The organism is Nocardia sp. KT25-26, assembly GCF_056627695.1.
This window is the reverse complement of the sequence record NZ_CM152813.1, coordinates 1,457,895-1,473,644: the sequence shown is the minus strand read 5'-3', so window position 1 is coordinate 1,473,644 and position 15,750 is coordinate 1,457,895. Positions and strand designations below refer to the sequence as shown.

The following is a 15,750-nucleotide window of genomic DNA, read 5'->3' as shown; positions in this document are numbered from 1 at the left end:
TCGATGGCAGGCAATGCAGGCACCGACGCCGTGATCCTGGTCGGCGGCCAGGGGACCCGGCTGCGTCCGCTCACCCTCTCGGCTCCGAAACCGATGCTGCCGACGGCCGGGCTGCCCTTCCTGACCCACCTGCTGGCCCGGATCGCCGAGGCCGGCATCACCCATGTGGTCCTGGGCACGTCGTACAAGGCCGAGGTCTTCGAGGAACACTTCGGCGACGGGTCCGAACTGGGGCTGGAACTCGAGTACGTCACCGAGACGCAACCGCTGGGCACCGGCGGCGGCATCCGCAATGTGCTGCCCAAACTGCGTGCCGACAACGTGATGGTGTTCAACGGCGATGTGCTCGGCGGCACCGACCTGACCGCCATCCTGGACACCCACACCAGTAGCCACGCCGATGTCACCCTGCACCTGGTGCGGGTGGGCGATCCCCGGGCGTTCGGCTGTGTCCCGACCGACGAGGACGGCCGGGTGACGGCATTCCTGGAGAAGACCCAGGATCCGCCGACCGACCAGATCAATGCCGGCTGCTATGTGTTCCGTCGCGAATACATCGAGAAGATCCCGAGCGGACGGCCCGTTTCGGTGGAGCGCGAGGTGTTCCCGGCGCTGCTCACCGAGGGTGCGCGGCTGCAGGGGCATGTCGACAGCTCGTATTGGCGCGATATGGGCACCCCGGAGGATTTCGTGCGGGGTTCGGCCGATCTGGTCCGGGGCATCGCTCCGTCCCCGGCCCTACCCGGCCAGCGGGGTGAATCGCTGGTCCATCAAGGTGCCGGGATCGCGCCCGGGGCGCTGCTGATCGGCGGCACGGTGGTCGGCCGGGGCGCCGAGATCGGTGCGGGCGCCCGGCTGGACGGCGCGGTGATCTTCGACGGCGCCGTCGTAGAGGCCGGTGCGACCGTCGAACGTTCGATCGTAGGCTTCGGCGCCCGGATCGGCCCCCGCGCCCTGGTCCGCGACGGCGTGATCGGCGACGGCGCCCAGATCGGCGCCCGGTGCGAACTGCTCCGCGGCGCCCGGGTCTGGCCCGGTATCGAGATCCCCGACGGCGGGATCCGTTTCTCCACCGACGTGTAGCTCAGCCGAACCCGACCGCCTGGTCACCCCAGGCGGTGTAGAGCTCCCGGTCCGGGTCGTCGACCACCCGGTCGATGGCGTCGATAAGCAGGGTGGTGCGGCCCGCGGCGGGGTCGTAGGGCGGCCAGTGTTTGGAACCGTCCAGGGCAGCCGGTACGCCGTGCTCGGCGAAGGCCAGCCAGCGCCGCCGGATCCGGCCGGACACTTCGCTCGCGACCTTGCGGCCACCCAGCCAGAAGGTGGGGTCGTGATTCAGAGTGCCGAAATTGCCGAACACATACGGCAGTTCGGTGGCATGCCCGGCACCCACCCGGGCCGCGCGCAGCATCGGGGTGGCGTGGTCGAAGCGGTACACCCAGGTCGGTGAGTGCTGCGCGTGGCCGTCGGCCACCCAGTAGGCCGGCATCCGGAACGCGGCGTCGGTGGACATCGCCAGCGCGCCGCGGGTCTTGTCCAGATCCGGGTACGCCGAGGAGATCTCGGCGATCCGCTCCGGCGACATGTCCGGATGTGCTTCGGCCACATCCCGCAGCATGGTGTTCACCGCATCGGGAGTGACCGGCATGATCGGTGATTTGAACACCCGGAACAGCGACGCCTCGTCCCGGTTGGTGCCGATGATCAGCGGCACCCGGTGCGACCGGCCGCGCTGGAACCGATCGACCGGGTAGCCGGGCAGGATGTCGCCGTCGACGACCGGAGCCGCCGCCAGCCGGCCGGGTTCGTTCACCGGCACCTCGTCCAGCAGCACGGCGCCCACCTCCACCAGCCGTTCCAGGGGCAGGTCGAGCAGGCTGCCGGCGTCCTCGGGCGGCAGTTCGAGCAGTTCCAGGTATCGGCGGGCGACCGCGGCGGCCCGCTCCCGGCCGAAGACCGTGGTGGCCGGTGGGCTCTGCGCGATGGCCCGATGGAAGAGTCCCTCGGCCGGCGGCGAGGTCAGCAGGGCCGTCACGCAGCCTGCGCCGGACGACTCGCCGAAAATCGTGACGTTGGCGGGGTCACCGCCGAATGCGGCGATGTTGTCGCGCACCCATTCCAGCGCCGCGATCTGATCGCGCAGGCCCAGATTGGTGCCGAATTCCGGGCCGAGGCTGGACAGATCCAGGAACCCGAAGACGCCCAGCCGGTAGTTGACGGTCACGACCACGACATCGCCGTTCTCGGCCAGGCGCCGCCCGTCGTAGATGGGCTGTGCCGCGGTGCCCAGGCAGTAGGCGCCGCCGTGCAGCCAGACCAGCACCGGGCGCGGTGCGCGGCCGGTATCGGCGACCGGTGACCAGACGTCGAGCCACAGACAGTCCTCGCCCATCTGCAGGTCCGAGCCGACCGGCACCATCGCACCCATCGCCTGCGGCGCGATATCGCCCGGCACGACGCATTCGCGGACACCGTCCCACGGTTGCGGCGGCTCCGGCGGCGCGAACCGGCGAGCACCGGACGGTGCCGCGGCGTACGGGATGCTGCGCCACACCGCCACCGGGCCGTCCCAGGCTCCGGCCACCGTCCCAGCGCCGGTCCGCGCCACCGGATCGGCATCGGGTCCGGAAATCTCGGCCTCGGTCTCGACGTTCGTGCTCATCACGCACACCTCCCGCCCGTCCATCTGTTGCCGGCCTCTTCTTGCGAGGGTACGTCCGCACTCCGACGAAGATCGGCGACCGGCCGCCGGGAAGCCCCGGAAAACAGCTCCCCACCGGCGGAAACGGCGACGAGGGTGTGGATCGGCACACCGCCGCGCCGCCGGTCGTAGAATCGCGCGATGCCCAACTACGCATTCCGGTGCCGCGCCTGCGGCGACACCTTCGAAGTCAGCCGGCCGATGGCGCGGTCGAGCGATCCCGCCAGCTGCCCCGCCGGACACGACGACACGGTCAAGCTGCTCACCACCTTCGGCACCGTCGGCGGCGGTTCCGCGGCGCCCGCCCCGGCTCCCGGACCGGCGGGCGGATGCTGCGGCGGCGGGTGCTGCAGCTGATCGCAGTCCGGGGCCGGTCAGTCGCGCCGGTCGGCGTGCCCGAGGTCGCGGCCGGGGGCGACGCGGTCCCGCACCCGCTGCTTGAGGACCGTGATGTCGGGGAAGCCGCCGTCGGACTTGCGTTCCCACACCTCGTCGCCGTCGACCGTGATCCGGAACACGCCCCCGGTACCCGGGACCAGCGCCACCTCGCTCAGATCGGCGGCGAAGGTGCTCAGCAGTTCCTGCGCCATCCAGCTCGCCCGCAGCATCCAGCGGCACTGCGTGCAGTATTCGATCGCTACCCGTGCCATATCGTCAACCTACTGCTCCGGTCGATGCCGGGCCGGGCGGGTCAGGTGCCCAGCTCGCCATCGACGTAGGTCCAGGCGCCGTCGGTGCGGGTGAAGCGGGACGTCTCGTGCAACCGGCCGCGGCCGGATTCGGCACGGTAGTGCGCGACGAATTCGACGATGCCGGTGTCGTCGAACGGACCGCCGTGCTCGGTGCGCACGATCTCCAGGAACAGCCAGCGCAGGCCCGGGTCCAGGGACAATTCCGGCGGCCGGGTACGCGAATGCCAGGTCCGCAGCAGATAATCCACGTCACCCAGCGCGAATGCGGTGTATCGCGAACGCATCAGGGCCTCGGCGCTCGGCGCGGCGCGGCGGCCGGACAGCAACGGTCCGCAGCATTCCCCGAACGGTTCGCCGCGCCGGCACGGGCACGGTTTCTCGGCATCCATACCGACCATGCTGCCGCCACCGCGGCGACGGCACCTGGGCAGGGTGGCCGGTCAGACGCTTTCCAGTTCGGCGGCCAGTTCTGCGGTCTGCTGCCGCCACCGCCGCAACTCGACCACACCGGGTGCCAGTTCGTAGTCGTGGTGATGGGCGGCCCGGGACAGCGCCGCCCACAGCGCGGCCACCCGGGCCGCCGAATCCGCGCCCGCGTACAGCCGCAGGGCCAGCAGCTGGGTCCGCATCGGACAGCGCATCAGTTCCGGCGCCACCCGCGCCCAGTACCGGTCGACGCTCTGTTCCAGGGCCAGCCGGAGGATCCAGGCACCGGCCCGGGCCCATACCCCGTCGGCCGCGGGGACCGCGCCGCCGGTCAGCCGGTCCACCACCGCGAGCCGCTGCGCGACGGTCGGTCGCTGCGAACGCCGTTGCCGGATCCTGGTCCGCCGGGTCGTCATCGCCGTGCCCGCGCGGGACGAACCTCGGCGAGCCAATCGACGAACCGCTCGGTCTCGGTGATCAGGTCCCGCATCGGGCGGCGGATCGGCACATGTGCCCCGGCGGTCGCGTCCCGCAGCACATCGACCGGCCAGCGGCCCGCCAGCCTGGTCAGTTCCCGATTCAGGTCGTCCACCCGGCCACCGGGGCCGAGTACCACCAGCGCCACCATGGCACGGGTGGTGTGTGCGGCACCGATCCGGCGCTGTACCTGCAGGTGGTCCATCCCGGCGGCGAGCAGTTCGCGACGGGCCCGCGCCTGCGCCGCCGCCTCGATCGCCGAGCGGCAGCAGGTCGCCACCAGTTCGTCGGCGATCGCGGCCGGCAATTGCGGAGTACGCAGCAGCGAACGGGCGTCGTCGAAGTAGCGGCGGACCGGATCGCCCGCCACCCGGACCTGAACCACCGACCGTTCCCGGCGCTGCACCTCGAGCACCGTCGCGTCCAGATGCATCCGGCGTACCGCTTCGGCCAGCCGTTCGTCGTGGGTGAACACCACCACCTGGCGGGTCCGGGCCACCGCCGCGAGCACCCGGGCCAGACCGTCGACCTTCGCCGGATCCATCGCCTGCACCGGGTCGTCGATCATCACGAACCGGAACGGGCTCTGCGGCATGGTCGCCCGCGGCAGGAACAGCGACAGGCCGAGCGCATGCAGCTCACCCTGGCTCATCACGCCCAGCGCCGCACCGTCGACATCGTCCACGCTGACATCCAGCAGCACCCGGCGCGCCGTCCCGGCGCTGCCCTGCAACCGGATGCTTCCCAGATCGACGTTGCTCTGCTGCCGCAGGGTCCGCCAGACCCAGCGCGCGGTCTCGGCGACCGGCGCCAGCCGCTCCTCCCGCAGCTGTGCCGCCGCGTCCTTGAGCCAGTCGGCGGCCTGTCGGGCGGTCCGCAGCCGGTCGGCGTCCGCGGCGACCTCGCGGGCCTCGGCGAGCCAGCCGGTCAGCCGATCCGTGATCGGCTGCCGGAGCCGCCGGGATCGTTCCGTTTCGATCCGGGCGGCGCGTTGCACTGCCGCCAATTCGCCGGCCAGCGCGGCATACCGGGCGGGTATCAGGTCCGGGAGAGCGTGCGGCGTTGCGGTGGTCGCCGTCGTCACCCAGTCGGTCCAGGTCGTCCGCAGGTCACCGACGTCGACGGCGGTGACCGGGGCGGCGAGCGCCTCGGGAACCGCCTCGGCGAGCGCGCGCACCGCCGCCACCGCCTGCTCGAATTCGCTGCCGGCGGCGGCGAGCTCGGCCGAGCCGGCCCGGCGCTGTTCGATCTCCGCATCGGCCGACCGGGCCCATTCGGCGTCCAGCGCGCCCTGCCCGCAGACCGGGCACTGGCCGGCCGCCACGTGGGTGGCGTGCTCGCGGGCCCGTAACAGCAGCTGCAGCACCCGCAGATCGGATTCGGCGTCCGGATTCCGGCACCGTTCCAGCCGGCTCCCGGCCGTCCGCAGCCGCTCGACTGCCTGCTCGACGACACCGGCGGCCGGGACCGTGAGCTCGAGCAGGTCCCGGACGATCGGGGCCGCATCGGGGGCGGCGGCCAGCTCGGCGGCCAGGGTGTCGAGGTCCGGCCGGTCCCGGCGCAGCAGTTCGAGCATCGCGCCGAACCGATCGTCGCCCAGCCGTTCGAGCCGATCCACCAGCGCGAGCCGTTCGGTGCGGCAGTGCCGTACCGCGCGTTCCAATTCCAGACGCTGCAGACGCAGGCGTTCCTGCGCGGCCGCCAGCTCGTCGAGGCCGAGCAGCCGGTGCAGGGCGTCGAACAACTCGCTGGGCCGGCCGTCGACCAGCGCGCCGAGTTCGCTGTAGGACAGGAACGGCCGATACAGCTGCAGCTGGGGTTGCCACGGCTCCGGATCGAAGGGCTCCGGCGCCGCGGCGCCACGACGCCGGGTGCGGTGCGCATCGTCCAATCCGGCGTCGGCTGCCCACTCGGTGACCAGGGAAAGTCGCGATTCCGGACCGGAAACGAGTAGATCCACCTCGATTCGGGCGCCGGCGTCATCGTGGAGGTTCCGCCAGCCGCCGCGCCACGTCGCGGCGCGCCCGTCCCAGCGGTGGTTCCCGCCGGTCAGCACCAGCTCACCCGCCTCGGCGAAGCTCGACTTCCCACTGCCGTTGCGCCCCGTGACCAGGGTCAGCCCCGGGCCGGGCGGTAGGGACAGCCGGGCCTCGGGACCGATGCCACGGAACCCGCGCACCCGGATGGCGTCGAGGTAGATGTCGCCGGGAACAGTGTCGGTGGCCGGATCCGGATCGGCGGGAGACGAGTCGGCCGTCAGCGCCGCTCGTACCGCGGCGGCCACCGCGGCGTCGACAGCCGGGTCGGCCGTCAGCCGGTCGTCGAGCTGCGCGAATAAGGCGGGATCCGAAGCGGATTCGTCGGGGTCCGGCGACATTCGCGGCGGAACCACCGTATCGGCGGCCGGATCGGCAGGCATGGTGAGCGTCTCCCCCTGGCACCGGCACCGCACCCGGCCCGGTGTGATTCGTCGGCGAAAGCTGACTGCAGACGCTACCCGAATCTGCCCGCGGAATGGTATGGCCATCCGGACCCGGCGGTACCGATGACCACCCCTCGCCCACTCCGGCGGGCAGCTCGTGGTGGATTACACCCGGCAGGGTGGCTCGGTCGCGCCGAACAGAACAGAATGCCAGTAACGGACACAATGCACAACCCCCGGGGAGGACCGAATCCTGCTGTGCCCCAGAAAATTCAACCGGCCACGTCGGGGAATCGGGTAGCCGTGCATCCCAGGAGAAGCCCGGAACGACTCGGCCGGGAGCCGAGCAACCGAATCAGAAAGGAAGATCGCGACTCCCGAGCACCACATATCGAGCGACGAAGTCGCTCCGGAGCGGCCACGCCTCGATTTCGGAGCGAGGGGCGAGGGGGCGAAGCGACTGAGTGCAGGAAGGAAAAATCGAGGCCCCCGAAGGGGCCGCGACTCGAGCGACGGAGTCGCTCCATCCCACACCGAGCGGCCCCGCCTCGATTTTGGACTGACGGAGCGAAGGAGCGAAGCGACTGAGCGGAGGAGGGAAAAATCGAGGCCCCCCAGGGGCCGCGACTCGAGCAGCGGAGCTGCTCCATCCAGCACAGTGCTGCTCCATCCAACACTGTCGGTGGGGTGGGGTAGAACTTCGGGCGATACCGGATGTGGGTGCGGATGCACGATCGGTGGGGCACCGATGGCCGCCGAGAGAGGGGGGAAGATGGCCGCCGCAATGGCACCGTGGACCGAGGAGCAGGTGGCTGCATTGGCTCCGGATGCGAGTTCGCTGACCGCCGCGCGCAAGCTGGCCGGGCGCTGGCAGGAGACGGGTACCCGGGATACGGCGCTGTGGGGCCGGTGCCGGGGTAGCGGGGCGACACCGTATCGGACTGCTGTCGATCTGGCCGGGCCTGCGTACAAGTGTTCCTGTCCGAGCCGGAAGTTCCCGTGTAAACATGCCCTGGCGTTGCTGCTGGCCTGGTCGGACGGGGAGGTGCCGGCAGCCGACGAGGTTGCCGACCATGCGGCCGAATGGCTGGCGGGGCGGGCCGCGAAGGCGGCGGACCCGGCGCCGAAGAAGCGGGCGCCCACCAGTGCGGCGGCCATCGAGCGGCGCCGGGGTCGGGTGTCGGCCGGCCTCGCCGAGCTGGAGGTCTGGCTCGGTGACCGGATCCGGACCGGTTTCGGCAGTAGCGATCGCACCCCGGCGGCGCTGGAGGCGATGGCTGCCCGCATGGTGGATGCACAGGCGCCCGGGATCGCCGCGATACTGCGGCGGCTGGTACCGGCCGTGCACGGACAGGCGGAGTGGCCGCAGATCTTGTTGTGCGAGTTCGCGCGGCTGCGGTTGCTGATCACCGCCCATCGTGATCTCGACGCCCTGCCGGAGGAGCTGGCGGCGGCGGTGCGGGCGCATATCGGTTACCCGGCGTCCGGCGATGTGGTGGCCGATCGGCCGGGTGTCCGGGATCGGTGGCAGGTCCTCGGGCTCCGTATCGGGCTGGAGGACCGGGTGTACACCAGGCGGACCTGGTTGCGCGGGCGGACCACGGGGCGCTGGGCGGTGCTGGTGGAGCATTCGTTCGGCTCGCCGTCGTTCGCCGGTGCCGTTCCTGCACCGGGCTTTTCCTTCGAGGCCGCCCTGCATTTCCATCCGGGTGCGGCCGCGCTCCGGGCGCAGCGAGGCGCCGGGGACACCGCACCGGAGCCGTTCACCACGGTGTGCGGCGGCACGCAGACGATCGCCGCGGCCCGCCGCGATTACGCCGAGGCCCTGGGCGCTGATCCGTGGCTGCGGTCCTGGCCGGCGGTGCTGGCCGACGTGATTCCGGTTCCCGATGAATCCGGTTGGCAGCTGGCCGAATCCGACGGCACGGCGCTGCAGTTGCGGCGGGATGCGCAGCCCTGGCGGCTGGCCGCATTGTCCGGTGGCCATCCGGTGACGGTGTTCGGCCTGTGGACCGGCGAGGGGTTCGATCCGGTGTCGGTGCACACCGCCGGCACGGTGCACGGCTTGGGCACCGAGGAGCCCGGCGCGGCCCCGGTGGCAACGGAACCCGGGCTGGCCGACGCGGTCTCCACCGCCCTGCTCGGTACGGCCCGGCGCACACCGGAACCGTCCGCGGCACCGGCCCCGGTGACGGAGGTGCTGGCACAACGCTCGGGCCCGCCGGAGGACCTGCTGCTCGACAGTGTGGCTCTGCAGGATCTCTACCTGCGTGCCGGACGACCGGCCGGATCCGCGGTCCGCCCGGCCCCGGCCGGCGACGACCCGCGCCGGCAGCTTCCGCCGGCCGCCGCCGAACGGCTGGAGCGGATGCTGGCCGAGAAGTCGCCGTTCTTGAACGAATGGTTCGATGCGGCGGCCCCGGCCGATTTCCGCCTGCCCGACCATCTCTGCGCGGTAGCCCTGGCCGCCGCCCGTACCGGGACCGGCCGCGGTGCCGATCTGCTCCGGATGGCCGGACCGCGCGGTGCCTGGCTGGCCCGGTTCAACCCCGAATGGACCGGCCTCCTCGAACGCTTCCCGGCCTGCCCGGTAGGTCCCGAGTCCCGGGCGGATGCCGGACGGCCGGGCACAACACCGGCGGCGAGCGGCGGCCCGGAGGCAGCCGGTACACCTGACCCCGGCGAAACTGCCGAGGCGAACCGGCCCGAGGCGGACGACATCTGGTTGTTCGGCACCGCTGCGCAGCGCGAGGAGTGGCTGGCCCGGCTCCGCCGGGACGATCCGGTGACGGCGGGCACTGTTCTGGCGAATGCCTGGCGGACGGAATCCGGGCCGGGGAAGGCGGGACTGCTCGCAGTTCTGCGCGACGGGCTCGGTCCCGACGATGAGCCCCTGCTGGAGCGGGCCCTCGACGACCGGCGCGGCGATGTGCGCCGGACTGCCGTCGAATTGCTCGGGATGCTGCCCGCGTCGGCATTCGCCACCCGGATGACCGCCCGGGTGCGGGCCTGGCTGACCGCGGACCACCCGGCACCGGGCGAGCTGGACGAGGCAGGCCGCCGCGACGGGCTGGGTGACCGGGCCACGCACACCAGCTACCGGTGGGCGGGCGCACCGGATCCGGCGGCCGAACACGTCCGTCGCGCCGTGGCCGCGACCCCGCTCGGATTCTGGTGGGACGGCCCCGGTGCGGTTCCGGTGGGCGAGCTCGGCGAGCGGATCCCGAACCGGTTCCGGCAGCCGGTGTTCGACGGCTGGATGGATGCCACGGTTGCCCGTTCGGATGCCGGGTGGGCGCACGCCCTGTTCCATGCCGGCACCCCGACCGACCAGGCGATGCTGCGCCGCCGGGAGTTGTTCGCCCTGCTGCCCGAGGACGATCGGGTGACGCATCTGCTGCGGCTGGATTCCACCTGGCTGTCGGAACTGGAGGCCTTGTTACCGGCACTCGGGCATCCGTGGCCGGTTCCGGTCGGCCGGCATGTGCTGAAGCTGCTGCACGAACGCGCCCGCACCGCTGCCCGGCGCACCGCCACCTACGCCGCCCATCCGTACACCGAGCGTTCGCTGCTCACCGCGGCCTCGGTCCACCTGCCCGTCACCGAAGCGGCCGATGCCACCACGCTGGCCCGCACCTGTGGCGATCCCGCCTGGGAACAGGCGTTCACCACGATCGCCGACGACCTCACCTACCGCGCGAAGATGCTCGAGGAGCTGCAGTGACCACCACCGAAGCGACCACCGAAACCATGCCCGCCGGCACCGATGCGCTGCTGCGCCCGCATGCGGAACAGGCCTACGCCGGCGAACTCGCGGCGCTGGCCCGGCTGGACGACCGGCCGCGGCCGCCGTCCTGGCGGCTGTCCCCGTGGGCGGTGGTGACCTATCTGCTGGGCGGCACACTCGACGACGGGACCGTGATCACGCCCAAGTACGTCGGGCCGCGCCGGCTGATGGAGGTGGCGGTGGCGACACTGGCCACCGACCGGGCGCTGCTGCTGATCGGCGTACCGGGTACCGCCAAGACCTGGGTCTCCGAACATCTGGCCGCCGCCGTCTGCGGTTCCTCGACGCTGTTGGTGCAGGGCACCTCCGGGACCGGCGAGGAAGCGATCCGGTACGGCTGGAACTACGCCCGGCTGCTGGCCGAGGGCCCGAGTGAAAGTGCCCTGGTCGCATCGCCGGTGATGACCGCGATGCGCAGCGGGTCGGTGGCCCGGATCGAGGAGCTGACCCGCATTCCCAGTGATGTGCAGGACGCGCTGATCACGGTGCTTTCGGAGAAGACCCTGCCGGTGCCCGAGCTCGGGATGGAGGTGCAGGCCGCCAAGGGCTTCACGGTGATCGCCACCGCGAACGACCGGGATCGCGGCGTCAACGAGCTGTCCTCGGCTCTGCGCCGGCGCTTCAACACCGTGGTCCTGCCGTTGCCGGCCAGTGAGGAGGACGAGGTTTCGATCGTCACCCGGCGCGTCGAGCAGCTCGGTTCGGCACTGGAGCTGCCCACCGTGCCCGCGGCCGCGGAGGAGGTCCGCCGGGTGGTCCGGGTGTTCCGGGAACTGCGTTCCGGGCTGACCGCCGACGGGCGGACCAAACTCAAGTCACCGTCGGGCACCCTGTCCACCGCGGAGGCGATCTCGGTGATCACGAACGGAATCGCCTTGTCGGCGCATTTCGGCGACGGCGTGCTACGCGCCTCCGATATCGCCGGGGCGGTACTCGGGGCGGTGATCAAGGATCCCGCCGCCGATTCGGTGATCTGGACCGAGTACCTCGAGGCCGTGGTCCGGGAGCGGCCGGATTGGGCCGACTTCTACCGAGCCTGCCGCGAAATCGGCAACTGAACGAGCCGATTCCGCGAAAGGGGTATCCGGAATGCAGACTGCACAAGCGAATCCGGGCGAACCCGATACTCGGGTATTCGGTATCCGGCACCACGGTCCGGGTTCGGCGCGGTCGGTGCAGCAGGCACTGGCGGCGTATGCACCCGATGTCGTTCTGATCGAGGGACCGGCGGATGCCGATCCCTTGGTCGGTTTCGTCGCCGCCGACACCATGGCACCGCCGGTGGCCCTGCTCGCCTACGACCCGAACAGTCCTGCCCATGCGGCGTTCTGGCCGTTCGCCGCCTTCTCACCGGAATGGCAGGCGCTGCGGTACGGGGTGGAACACGGTGTGCCGGTGCGGTTCTGCGATCTCCCGGCGGCGAACTTGCTGGCCGCCGAAACCACGGGTGCGGCCGGAGTCGATCCGCTGGCCCTGCTCGCCGAGGCCGCCGGTTACGACGATCCGGAACGCTGGTGGGATGCCGTCGTCGAATCGGTTCCGGATGCCGAGGCGTTCGACGCGATCACCGAGGCCATGGCGGCACTGCGCGAATCCGGGCATCCGGACCTGGTGATCGACGAACATACGCTGCGCCGGGAGGCGCAGATGCGGCAGGTGATGCGCAAGGCCCGGAAAGAGGGTGCGCAGCGCCTCGCGGTGGTGTGCGGTGCCTGGCATGCGCCCGCGCTCACCGGCCCGCTCGGTCCGGCGGCGCCGGACCTGCGACTGCTCAAGGGAATGCCGAAGGTGAAGGCGGCCTCGACCTGGGTGCCCTGGACGCATTCCCGGCTGGCCGCCGGAACCGGCTACGGCGCCGGCGTCCAATCCCCCGGCTGGTACGAGCATCTGTTCACCAGCACCGAACAGCCCGTGGCGCATTGGCTGACCCGGGTGGCCGGAGTGCTGCGCGCCCGCGATCTACCGGTGTCGAGCGCACACATCATCGAAGCGGTGCGCCTCGCGGACACCCTCGCCGCACTGCGGGGCCGTCCGCTGGCCGGGTTGTCCGAGGTCACCGAGGCGGTGCGCTCGGTGCTGTGCGAGGGCGACGAGACGTGGGTGCGCTTCGTGATCGACGAACTGGTGGTCGGTGAATCGCTGGGCGCGGTCCCCGACGACACCCCGACGGTGCCGCTCGCCGCCGATCTGCGGGCCCGCAGCCGGACGCTGCGGCTGAAACAGGAACCCGCGGCGCGCGACCTCGACCTGGATCTGCGCAAGGAGCGCGAGGTCGAACGGTCCCGGCTGCTGCACCGCCTGCGCATCCTGGATATCGACTGGGGTATCCCGGCCGAGTCGCGATCCCGCAATTCCGGCACCTTCCGGGAGAGCTGGACGCTGCGCTGGGACCCCGAATACGCCGTCCGGCTGATCGAAGCGGCCCGCTGGGGCAGCACCGTCGAGTCCGCGGCCACCGCCCGGCTGCTCGCCGACACCGACGGATCCGACTGCACCGTCGGTGATCTGGCCGAGGCGCTGGAGACGGCGCTGCTCGCCGATCTGGGGGCGGCCGTACACGGCCCGACGGCCGATGCGGCGGCGACGGCCGGCGACCCGGCGCCCGGCGGTCTGATCGCCCGGCTGGGCGCGGCCGCCGCGCTCGACCACGACGTCACCCACCTACTGGCCGCCCTGCCCGCGCTGCTCGGCACGCTGCGTTACGGCGATGTGCGCGGCACCGACACCGCAGCCCTGGCGCATGTCGCCGATGGCCTGCTGGTCCGCATCTGTGCGGGGTTGCCGGCGGCGGTCACCGGACTGGACACCGAGGCCGCCGAGCAGTTGCGGGACCGGATCGAGGCCGCGCACCTGGCGATCGCCACCCGCGACGACGCCTGGGCCACGGGCGAATGGCATGCGGCCCTGCTGCGGCTCGCCGACCGATCCGATGTGCACGGCACCCTCTCCGGCCGCGCCGTCCGGCTGCTTGCCGACGCCGGCCGGCTCGACGACGCCGAGCAGGCCCGCCGGCTCACCCGTGCCCTGTCGGTCGGCAGTACCGCGGCGGCCAAGGCGGCCTGGATCGACGGTTTCCTCGGCGGCCGCGGACTGCTCCTGGTACACGACCGCACCCTGCTGCACGGCATCGACACCTGGCTGACCGGTCTGCCCGACGACCAGTTCACCGAAACACTCCCGTTGCTGCGGCGCACCTTCGGCTCGTTCGAAGCCGGTGAGCGGCGCGCCATCGGCGCGGCCCTGCGCCACCGGCGCGATCCCGCCACACCGGGCCCCGGCACCGGAACCGACGACGCGGCGCCCGATCCCGAACTCGGCCGGACCGCACTGCGGGCGGCCACCGCCGTCCTGGCGGCCGCCCGATGACCGCGCAACACCCGAGGAGGAGGCCGATATGACATCTGCGGCGAACGATGCGGCCCAGCGCCGCTGGCGGCTGGTCCTCGGCGGTGCGGCCGAGGAGTCACTGGGCGGGCCGGGCACACCCGAAGAACGGGCGATGGACCAGGCCCTGGAATCGCTGTACAACGCCGGTGCGGCGGGCCGGACCGGCAAACGGTCGGCGGGTCTGGGCGCTTCGGCACCGCGGGTGGCCCGCTGGCTGGGCGATATCCGCACCTATTTCCCGTCGTCGGTGGTGGAGGTGATGCAGCGGGACGCGGTGCAGCGGCTCGATCTCACCCAGCTGTTGCTGGAACCGGAGCTGCTCGAGTCGGTGGAACCGGATGTGCATCTGGTGGGCACCCTGCTGAGCCTGAACCGGGTGATGCCGGAGACCAGCAAGGCCACCGCCCGGATGGTGGTGGAGAAGGTGGTCCGGGAACTCGAGCGGCGCCTCGCCGATCGGACCGCGGCGGCGGTCACCGGTGCGCTCGACCGGTCGGCACGCACCCGGCGCCCCCGGCACCGGGATATCGATTGGGATCGCACCATCCGCGCCAACCTCGCCAATTATCTGCCCGAATACCGCACGGTGATCCCCGAACGATTGGTCGGGCACGGTCGCCGGAACCGGACGGTGCAGCGGGACGTGGTGCTCGCCATCGACCAGTCCGGATCGATGGCGGCCAGCGTCGTGTACGCCTCGGTATTCGGGGCGGTCCTCGCATCGATGCGGGCGCTGCGCACCTCCCTGGTCGTCTTCGACACCGAAGTCGTCGACCTCACCGACCGGCTGGACGACCCGGTGGACGTACTGTTCGGTACCCAGCTCGGCGGCGGCACCGATATCAACCGGGCCATCGCGTACTCCCAGTCGCTGATCACCCGCCCGACCGACAGCCTGTTCGTGTTGATCTCCGACCTCTACGAGGGCGGTATCCGCGCCGAGATGCTGCGCCGGATGCGCACCATGAAGGAGTCCGGTACGCAGGTGGTGGTGCTGCTCGCGCTGTCCGACGAGGGCGCCCCCGCCTACGACCACGAGAACGCCGCGGCCCTGGCCGCGCTCGGGATCCCGGCATTCGCCTGCACCCCCGACCGCTTCCCGGACCTGCTGGCCACCGCGCTGAGCCGCGGCGATCTGGTCCGCTGGGCAGGTGAGCTCACCACCGATCGGTGATCACCCAGATAGACCTGGACGACGATGCACTCGCGCGGGCCATGCAGCTGTCCGGCGCCAAGACGAAGAAGGAGGCGGTCAACTTCGCCTTGCGCTACTACGCCGAGCAGCAGGAGCGCGCCGCTCGAATGGGCACGCATTTCGCTCGCGCACGCAGCTGGGGCGCCATTGCGGACGCCGAGAGCCACCACCTCCAGGAGAAGCAGAACGCTCAGCGCGGTCCGGCGTGATCTATCTGCTCGATACCTCAGGCCTGCTCCGACTGCTCGGCGACCGGCGTTTGTGGACCTCATGGTCGGAGACCATCGCAGCCGGCGCCATCGGATCGTGCTTTCCACAACGCGCCGAGTTCCTGTACAGCGCCCGGAATACCGCCGAGTACGATGAGATCACCGAGATGTTCGACGATCTGTTCAGTGAGGTCGCAGTCCCGAAGCAGGCCGGCCGCTGGGTCGGCGCCACGCAATTCCGATTGGCGCGCGCAGGCGCCCACCGAAGCGCCTCAGCCGTCGACCTGATGATCGCCGCGACCGCCGCTCACCACGGGCTGACCGTACTGCACGACGATGCAGATTTCCGGACCATCGCCCGTCGATCTCCAGACCTGCGGGAGCATAACGTCCACGACTCCTGAGCAGCCCACCACCAACCGAGGACCGGCAGCCGAGCCCGGCACCGCATGCG

General features: G+C 71.4%; 13 protein-coding genes. 8 read left to right on the top strand and 5 right to left on the bottom strand.

What is annotated here, in order from left to right:
* The first annotated feature begins 3 nt into the window (after positions 1–3).
* A complete protein-coding gene (gene manB, locus AC1HFH_RS06680) occupies positions 4–1,083 on the top strand; it encodes a mannose-1-phosphate guanylyltransferase (RefSeq protein ID WP_480246560.1) in 1,080 nt (359 codons plus the stop codon).
* Position 1,084: 1 nt separating this feature from the next.
* Here manB and AC1HFH_RS06675 read toward each other — a convergent pair whose 3' ends face one another.
* Positions 1,085–2,662 (bottom strand): carboxylesterase/lipase family protein, encoded by a 1,578-nt coding sequence (locus AC1HFH_RS06675; RefSeq protein WP_480246559.1) that lies wholly within the window; start codon positions 2,660–2,662, stop codon positions 1,085–1,087.
* Positions 2,663–2,842: 180 nt separating this feature from the next.
* Between AC1HFH_RS06675 and AC1HFH_RS06670 the strand changes: the two genes are divergently transcribed.
* A complete protein-coding gene (locus AC1HFH_RS06670) occupies positions 2,843–3,058 on the top strand; it encodes an FmdB family zinc ribbon protein (RefSeq protein ID WP_480246558.1) in 216 nt (71 codons plus the stop codon).
* Between the two features lie 17 nt (positions 3,059–3,075).
* Here AC1HFH_RS06670 and AC1HFH_RS06665 read toward each other — a convergent pair whose 3' ends face one another.
* The 4 genes from AC1HFH_RS06665 to AC1HFH_RS06650 are packed head-to-tail and all read right to left on the bottom strand — an operon-like array spanning position 3,076 to position 6,715.
* Complete coding sequence (locus tag AC1HFH_RS06665; RefSeq protein WP_480246557.1) at positions 3,076–3,351, bottom strand: Rdx family protein; 276 nt, start codon at positions 3,349–3,351, stop codon at positions 3,076–3,078.
* Between the two features lie 41 nt (positions 3,352–3,392).
* Positions 3,393–3,782 carry a YchJ family protein gene (locus AC1HFH_RS06660; protein ID WP_480246556.1) on the bottom strand — a complete coding sequence of 130 codons (390 nt, stop codon included), beginning with the start codon at positions 3,780–3,782 and terminating at the stop codon, positions 3,393–3,395.
* A 51-nt stretch (positions 3,783–3,833) separates the two neighbouring features.
* The gene (locus AC1HFH_RS06655; RefSeq protein ID WP_480246555.1) at positions 3,834–4,235 is read right to left on the bottom strand and encodes a hypothetical protein; all 402 of its coding nucleotides are present in this window, start codon (positions 4,233–4,235) and stop codon (positions 3,834–3,836) included.
* Complete coding sequence (locus AC1HFH_RS06650; RefSeq protein ID WP_480246554.1) at positions 4,232–6,715, bottom strand: AAA family ATPase; 2,484 nt, start codon at positions 6,713–6,715, stop codon at positions 4,232–4,234. Before AC1HFH_RS06650 ends, AC1HFH_RS06655 begins: the two co-directional genes overlap by 4 nt.
* 775 nt (positions 6,716–7,490) lie before the next feature.
* Between AC1HFH_RS06650 and AC1HFH_RS06645 the strand changes: the two genes are divergently transcribed.
* The 6 genes from AC1HFH_RS06645 to AC1HFH_RS06620 are packed head-to-tail and all read left to right on the top strand — an operon-like array spanning position 7,491 to position 15,700.
* The gene (locus tag AC1HFH_RS06645; protein ID WP_480246553.1) at positions 7,491–10,442 is read left to right on the top strand and encodes an SWIM zinc finger family protein; all 2,952 of its coding nucleotides are present in this window, start codon (positions 7,491–7,493) and stop codon (positions 10,440–10,442) included.
* A gap of 26 nt (positions 10,443–10,468) precedes the next feature.
* Entirely contained in the window at positions 10,469–11,563 is a 1,095-nt protein-coding gene (locus tag AC1HFH_RS06640) for an ATP-binding protein (protein ID WP_480247739.1), read from the top strand.
* Positions 11,564–11,594: 31 nt separating this feature from the next.
* Positions 11,595–13,871, top strand: coding sequence for a DUF5682 family protein (locus AC1HFH_RS06635; protein WP_480246552.1), 2,277 nt, complete (start codon positions 11,595–11,597; stop codon positions 13,869–13,871).
* 28 nt (positions 13,872–13,899) lie between these two features.
* Positions 13,900–15,066 (top strand): VWA domain-containing protein, encoded by a 1,167-nt coding sequence (locus AC1HFH_RS06630; RefSeq protein WP_480246551.1) that lies wholly within the window; start codon positions 13,900–13,902, stop codon positions 15,064–15,066.
* Positions 15,063–15,296, top strand: a complete 234-nt coding sequence (locus tag AC1HFH_RS06625; RefSeq protein ID WP_480246550.1) for a type II toxin-antitoxin system VapB family antitoxin — start codon at positions 15,063–15,065, stop codon at positions 15,294–15,296. The genes AC1HFH_RS06630 and AC1HFH_RS06625 overlap by 4 nt, the downstream gene beginning before the upstream one ends.
* Positions 15,293–15,700: a PIN domain-containing protein gene (locus AC1HFH_RS06620; RefSeq protein ID WP_480246549.1), complete on the top strand. Its 408-nt coding sequence runs from the start codon at positions 15,293–15,295 to the stop codon at positions 15,698–15,700. The genes AC1HFH_RS06625 and AC1HFH_RS06620 overlap by 4 nt, the downstream gene beginning before the upstream one ends.
* The last annotated feature ends 50 nt before the right edge of the window (positions 15,701–15,750 follow it).

Excerpts from the sequence above, each read along its gene's own strand:
- manB (WP_480246560.1), top strand. The coding sequence starts at position 4 with ATGGCAGGCAATGCAGGCACCGACGCCGTGATCCTGGTCGGCGGCCAG.
- AC1HFH_RS06675 (WP_480246559.1), bottom strand. The coding sequence starts at position 2,662 with ATGAGCACGAACGTCGAGACCGAGGCCGAGATTTCCGGACCCGATGCC.
- AC1HFH_RS06670 (WP_480246558.1), top strand. The coding sequence starts at position 2,843 with ATGCCCAACTACGCATTCCGGTGCCGCGCCTGCGGCGACACCTTCGAA.
- AC1HFH_RS06665 (WP_480246557.1), bottom strand. The coding sequence starts at position 3,351 with ATGGCACGGGTAGCGATCGAATACTGCACGCAGTGCCGCTGGATGCTG.
- AC1HFH_RS06660 (WP_480246556.1), bottom strand. The coding sequence starts at position 3,782 with ATGGATGCCGAGAAACCGTGCCCGTGCCGGCGCGGCGAACCGTTCGGG.
- AC1HFH_RS06655 (WP_480246555.1), bottom strand. The coding sequence starts at position 4,235 with ATGACGACCCGGCGGACCAGGATCCGGCAACGGCGTTCGCAGCGACCG.
- AC1HFH_RS06650 (WP_480246554.1), bottom strand. The coding sequence starts at position 6,715 with ATGCCTGCCGATCCGGCCGCCGATACGGTGGTTCCGCCGCGAATGTCG.
- AC1HFH_RS06645 (WP_480246553.1), top strand. The coding sequence starts at position 7,491 with ATGGCCGCCGCAATGGCACCGTGGACCGAGGAGCAGGTGGCTGCATTG.
- AC1HFH_RS06640 (WP_480247739.1), top strand. The coding sequence starts at position 10,469 with ATGCCCGCCGGCACCGATGCGCTGCTGCGCCCGCATGCGGAACAGGCC.
- AC1HFH_RS06635 (WP_480246552.1), top strand. The coding sequence starts at position 11,595 with ATGCAGACTGCACAAGCGAATCCGGGCGAACCCGATACTCGGGTATTC.
- AC1HFH_RS06630 (WP_480246551.1), top strand. The coding sequence starts at position 13,900 with ATGACATCTGCGGCGAACGATGCGGCCCAGCGCCGCTGGCGGCTGGTC.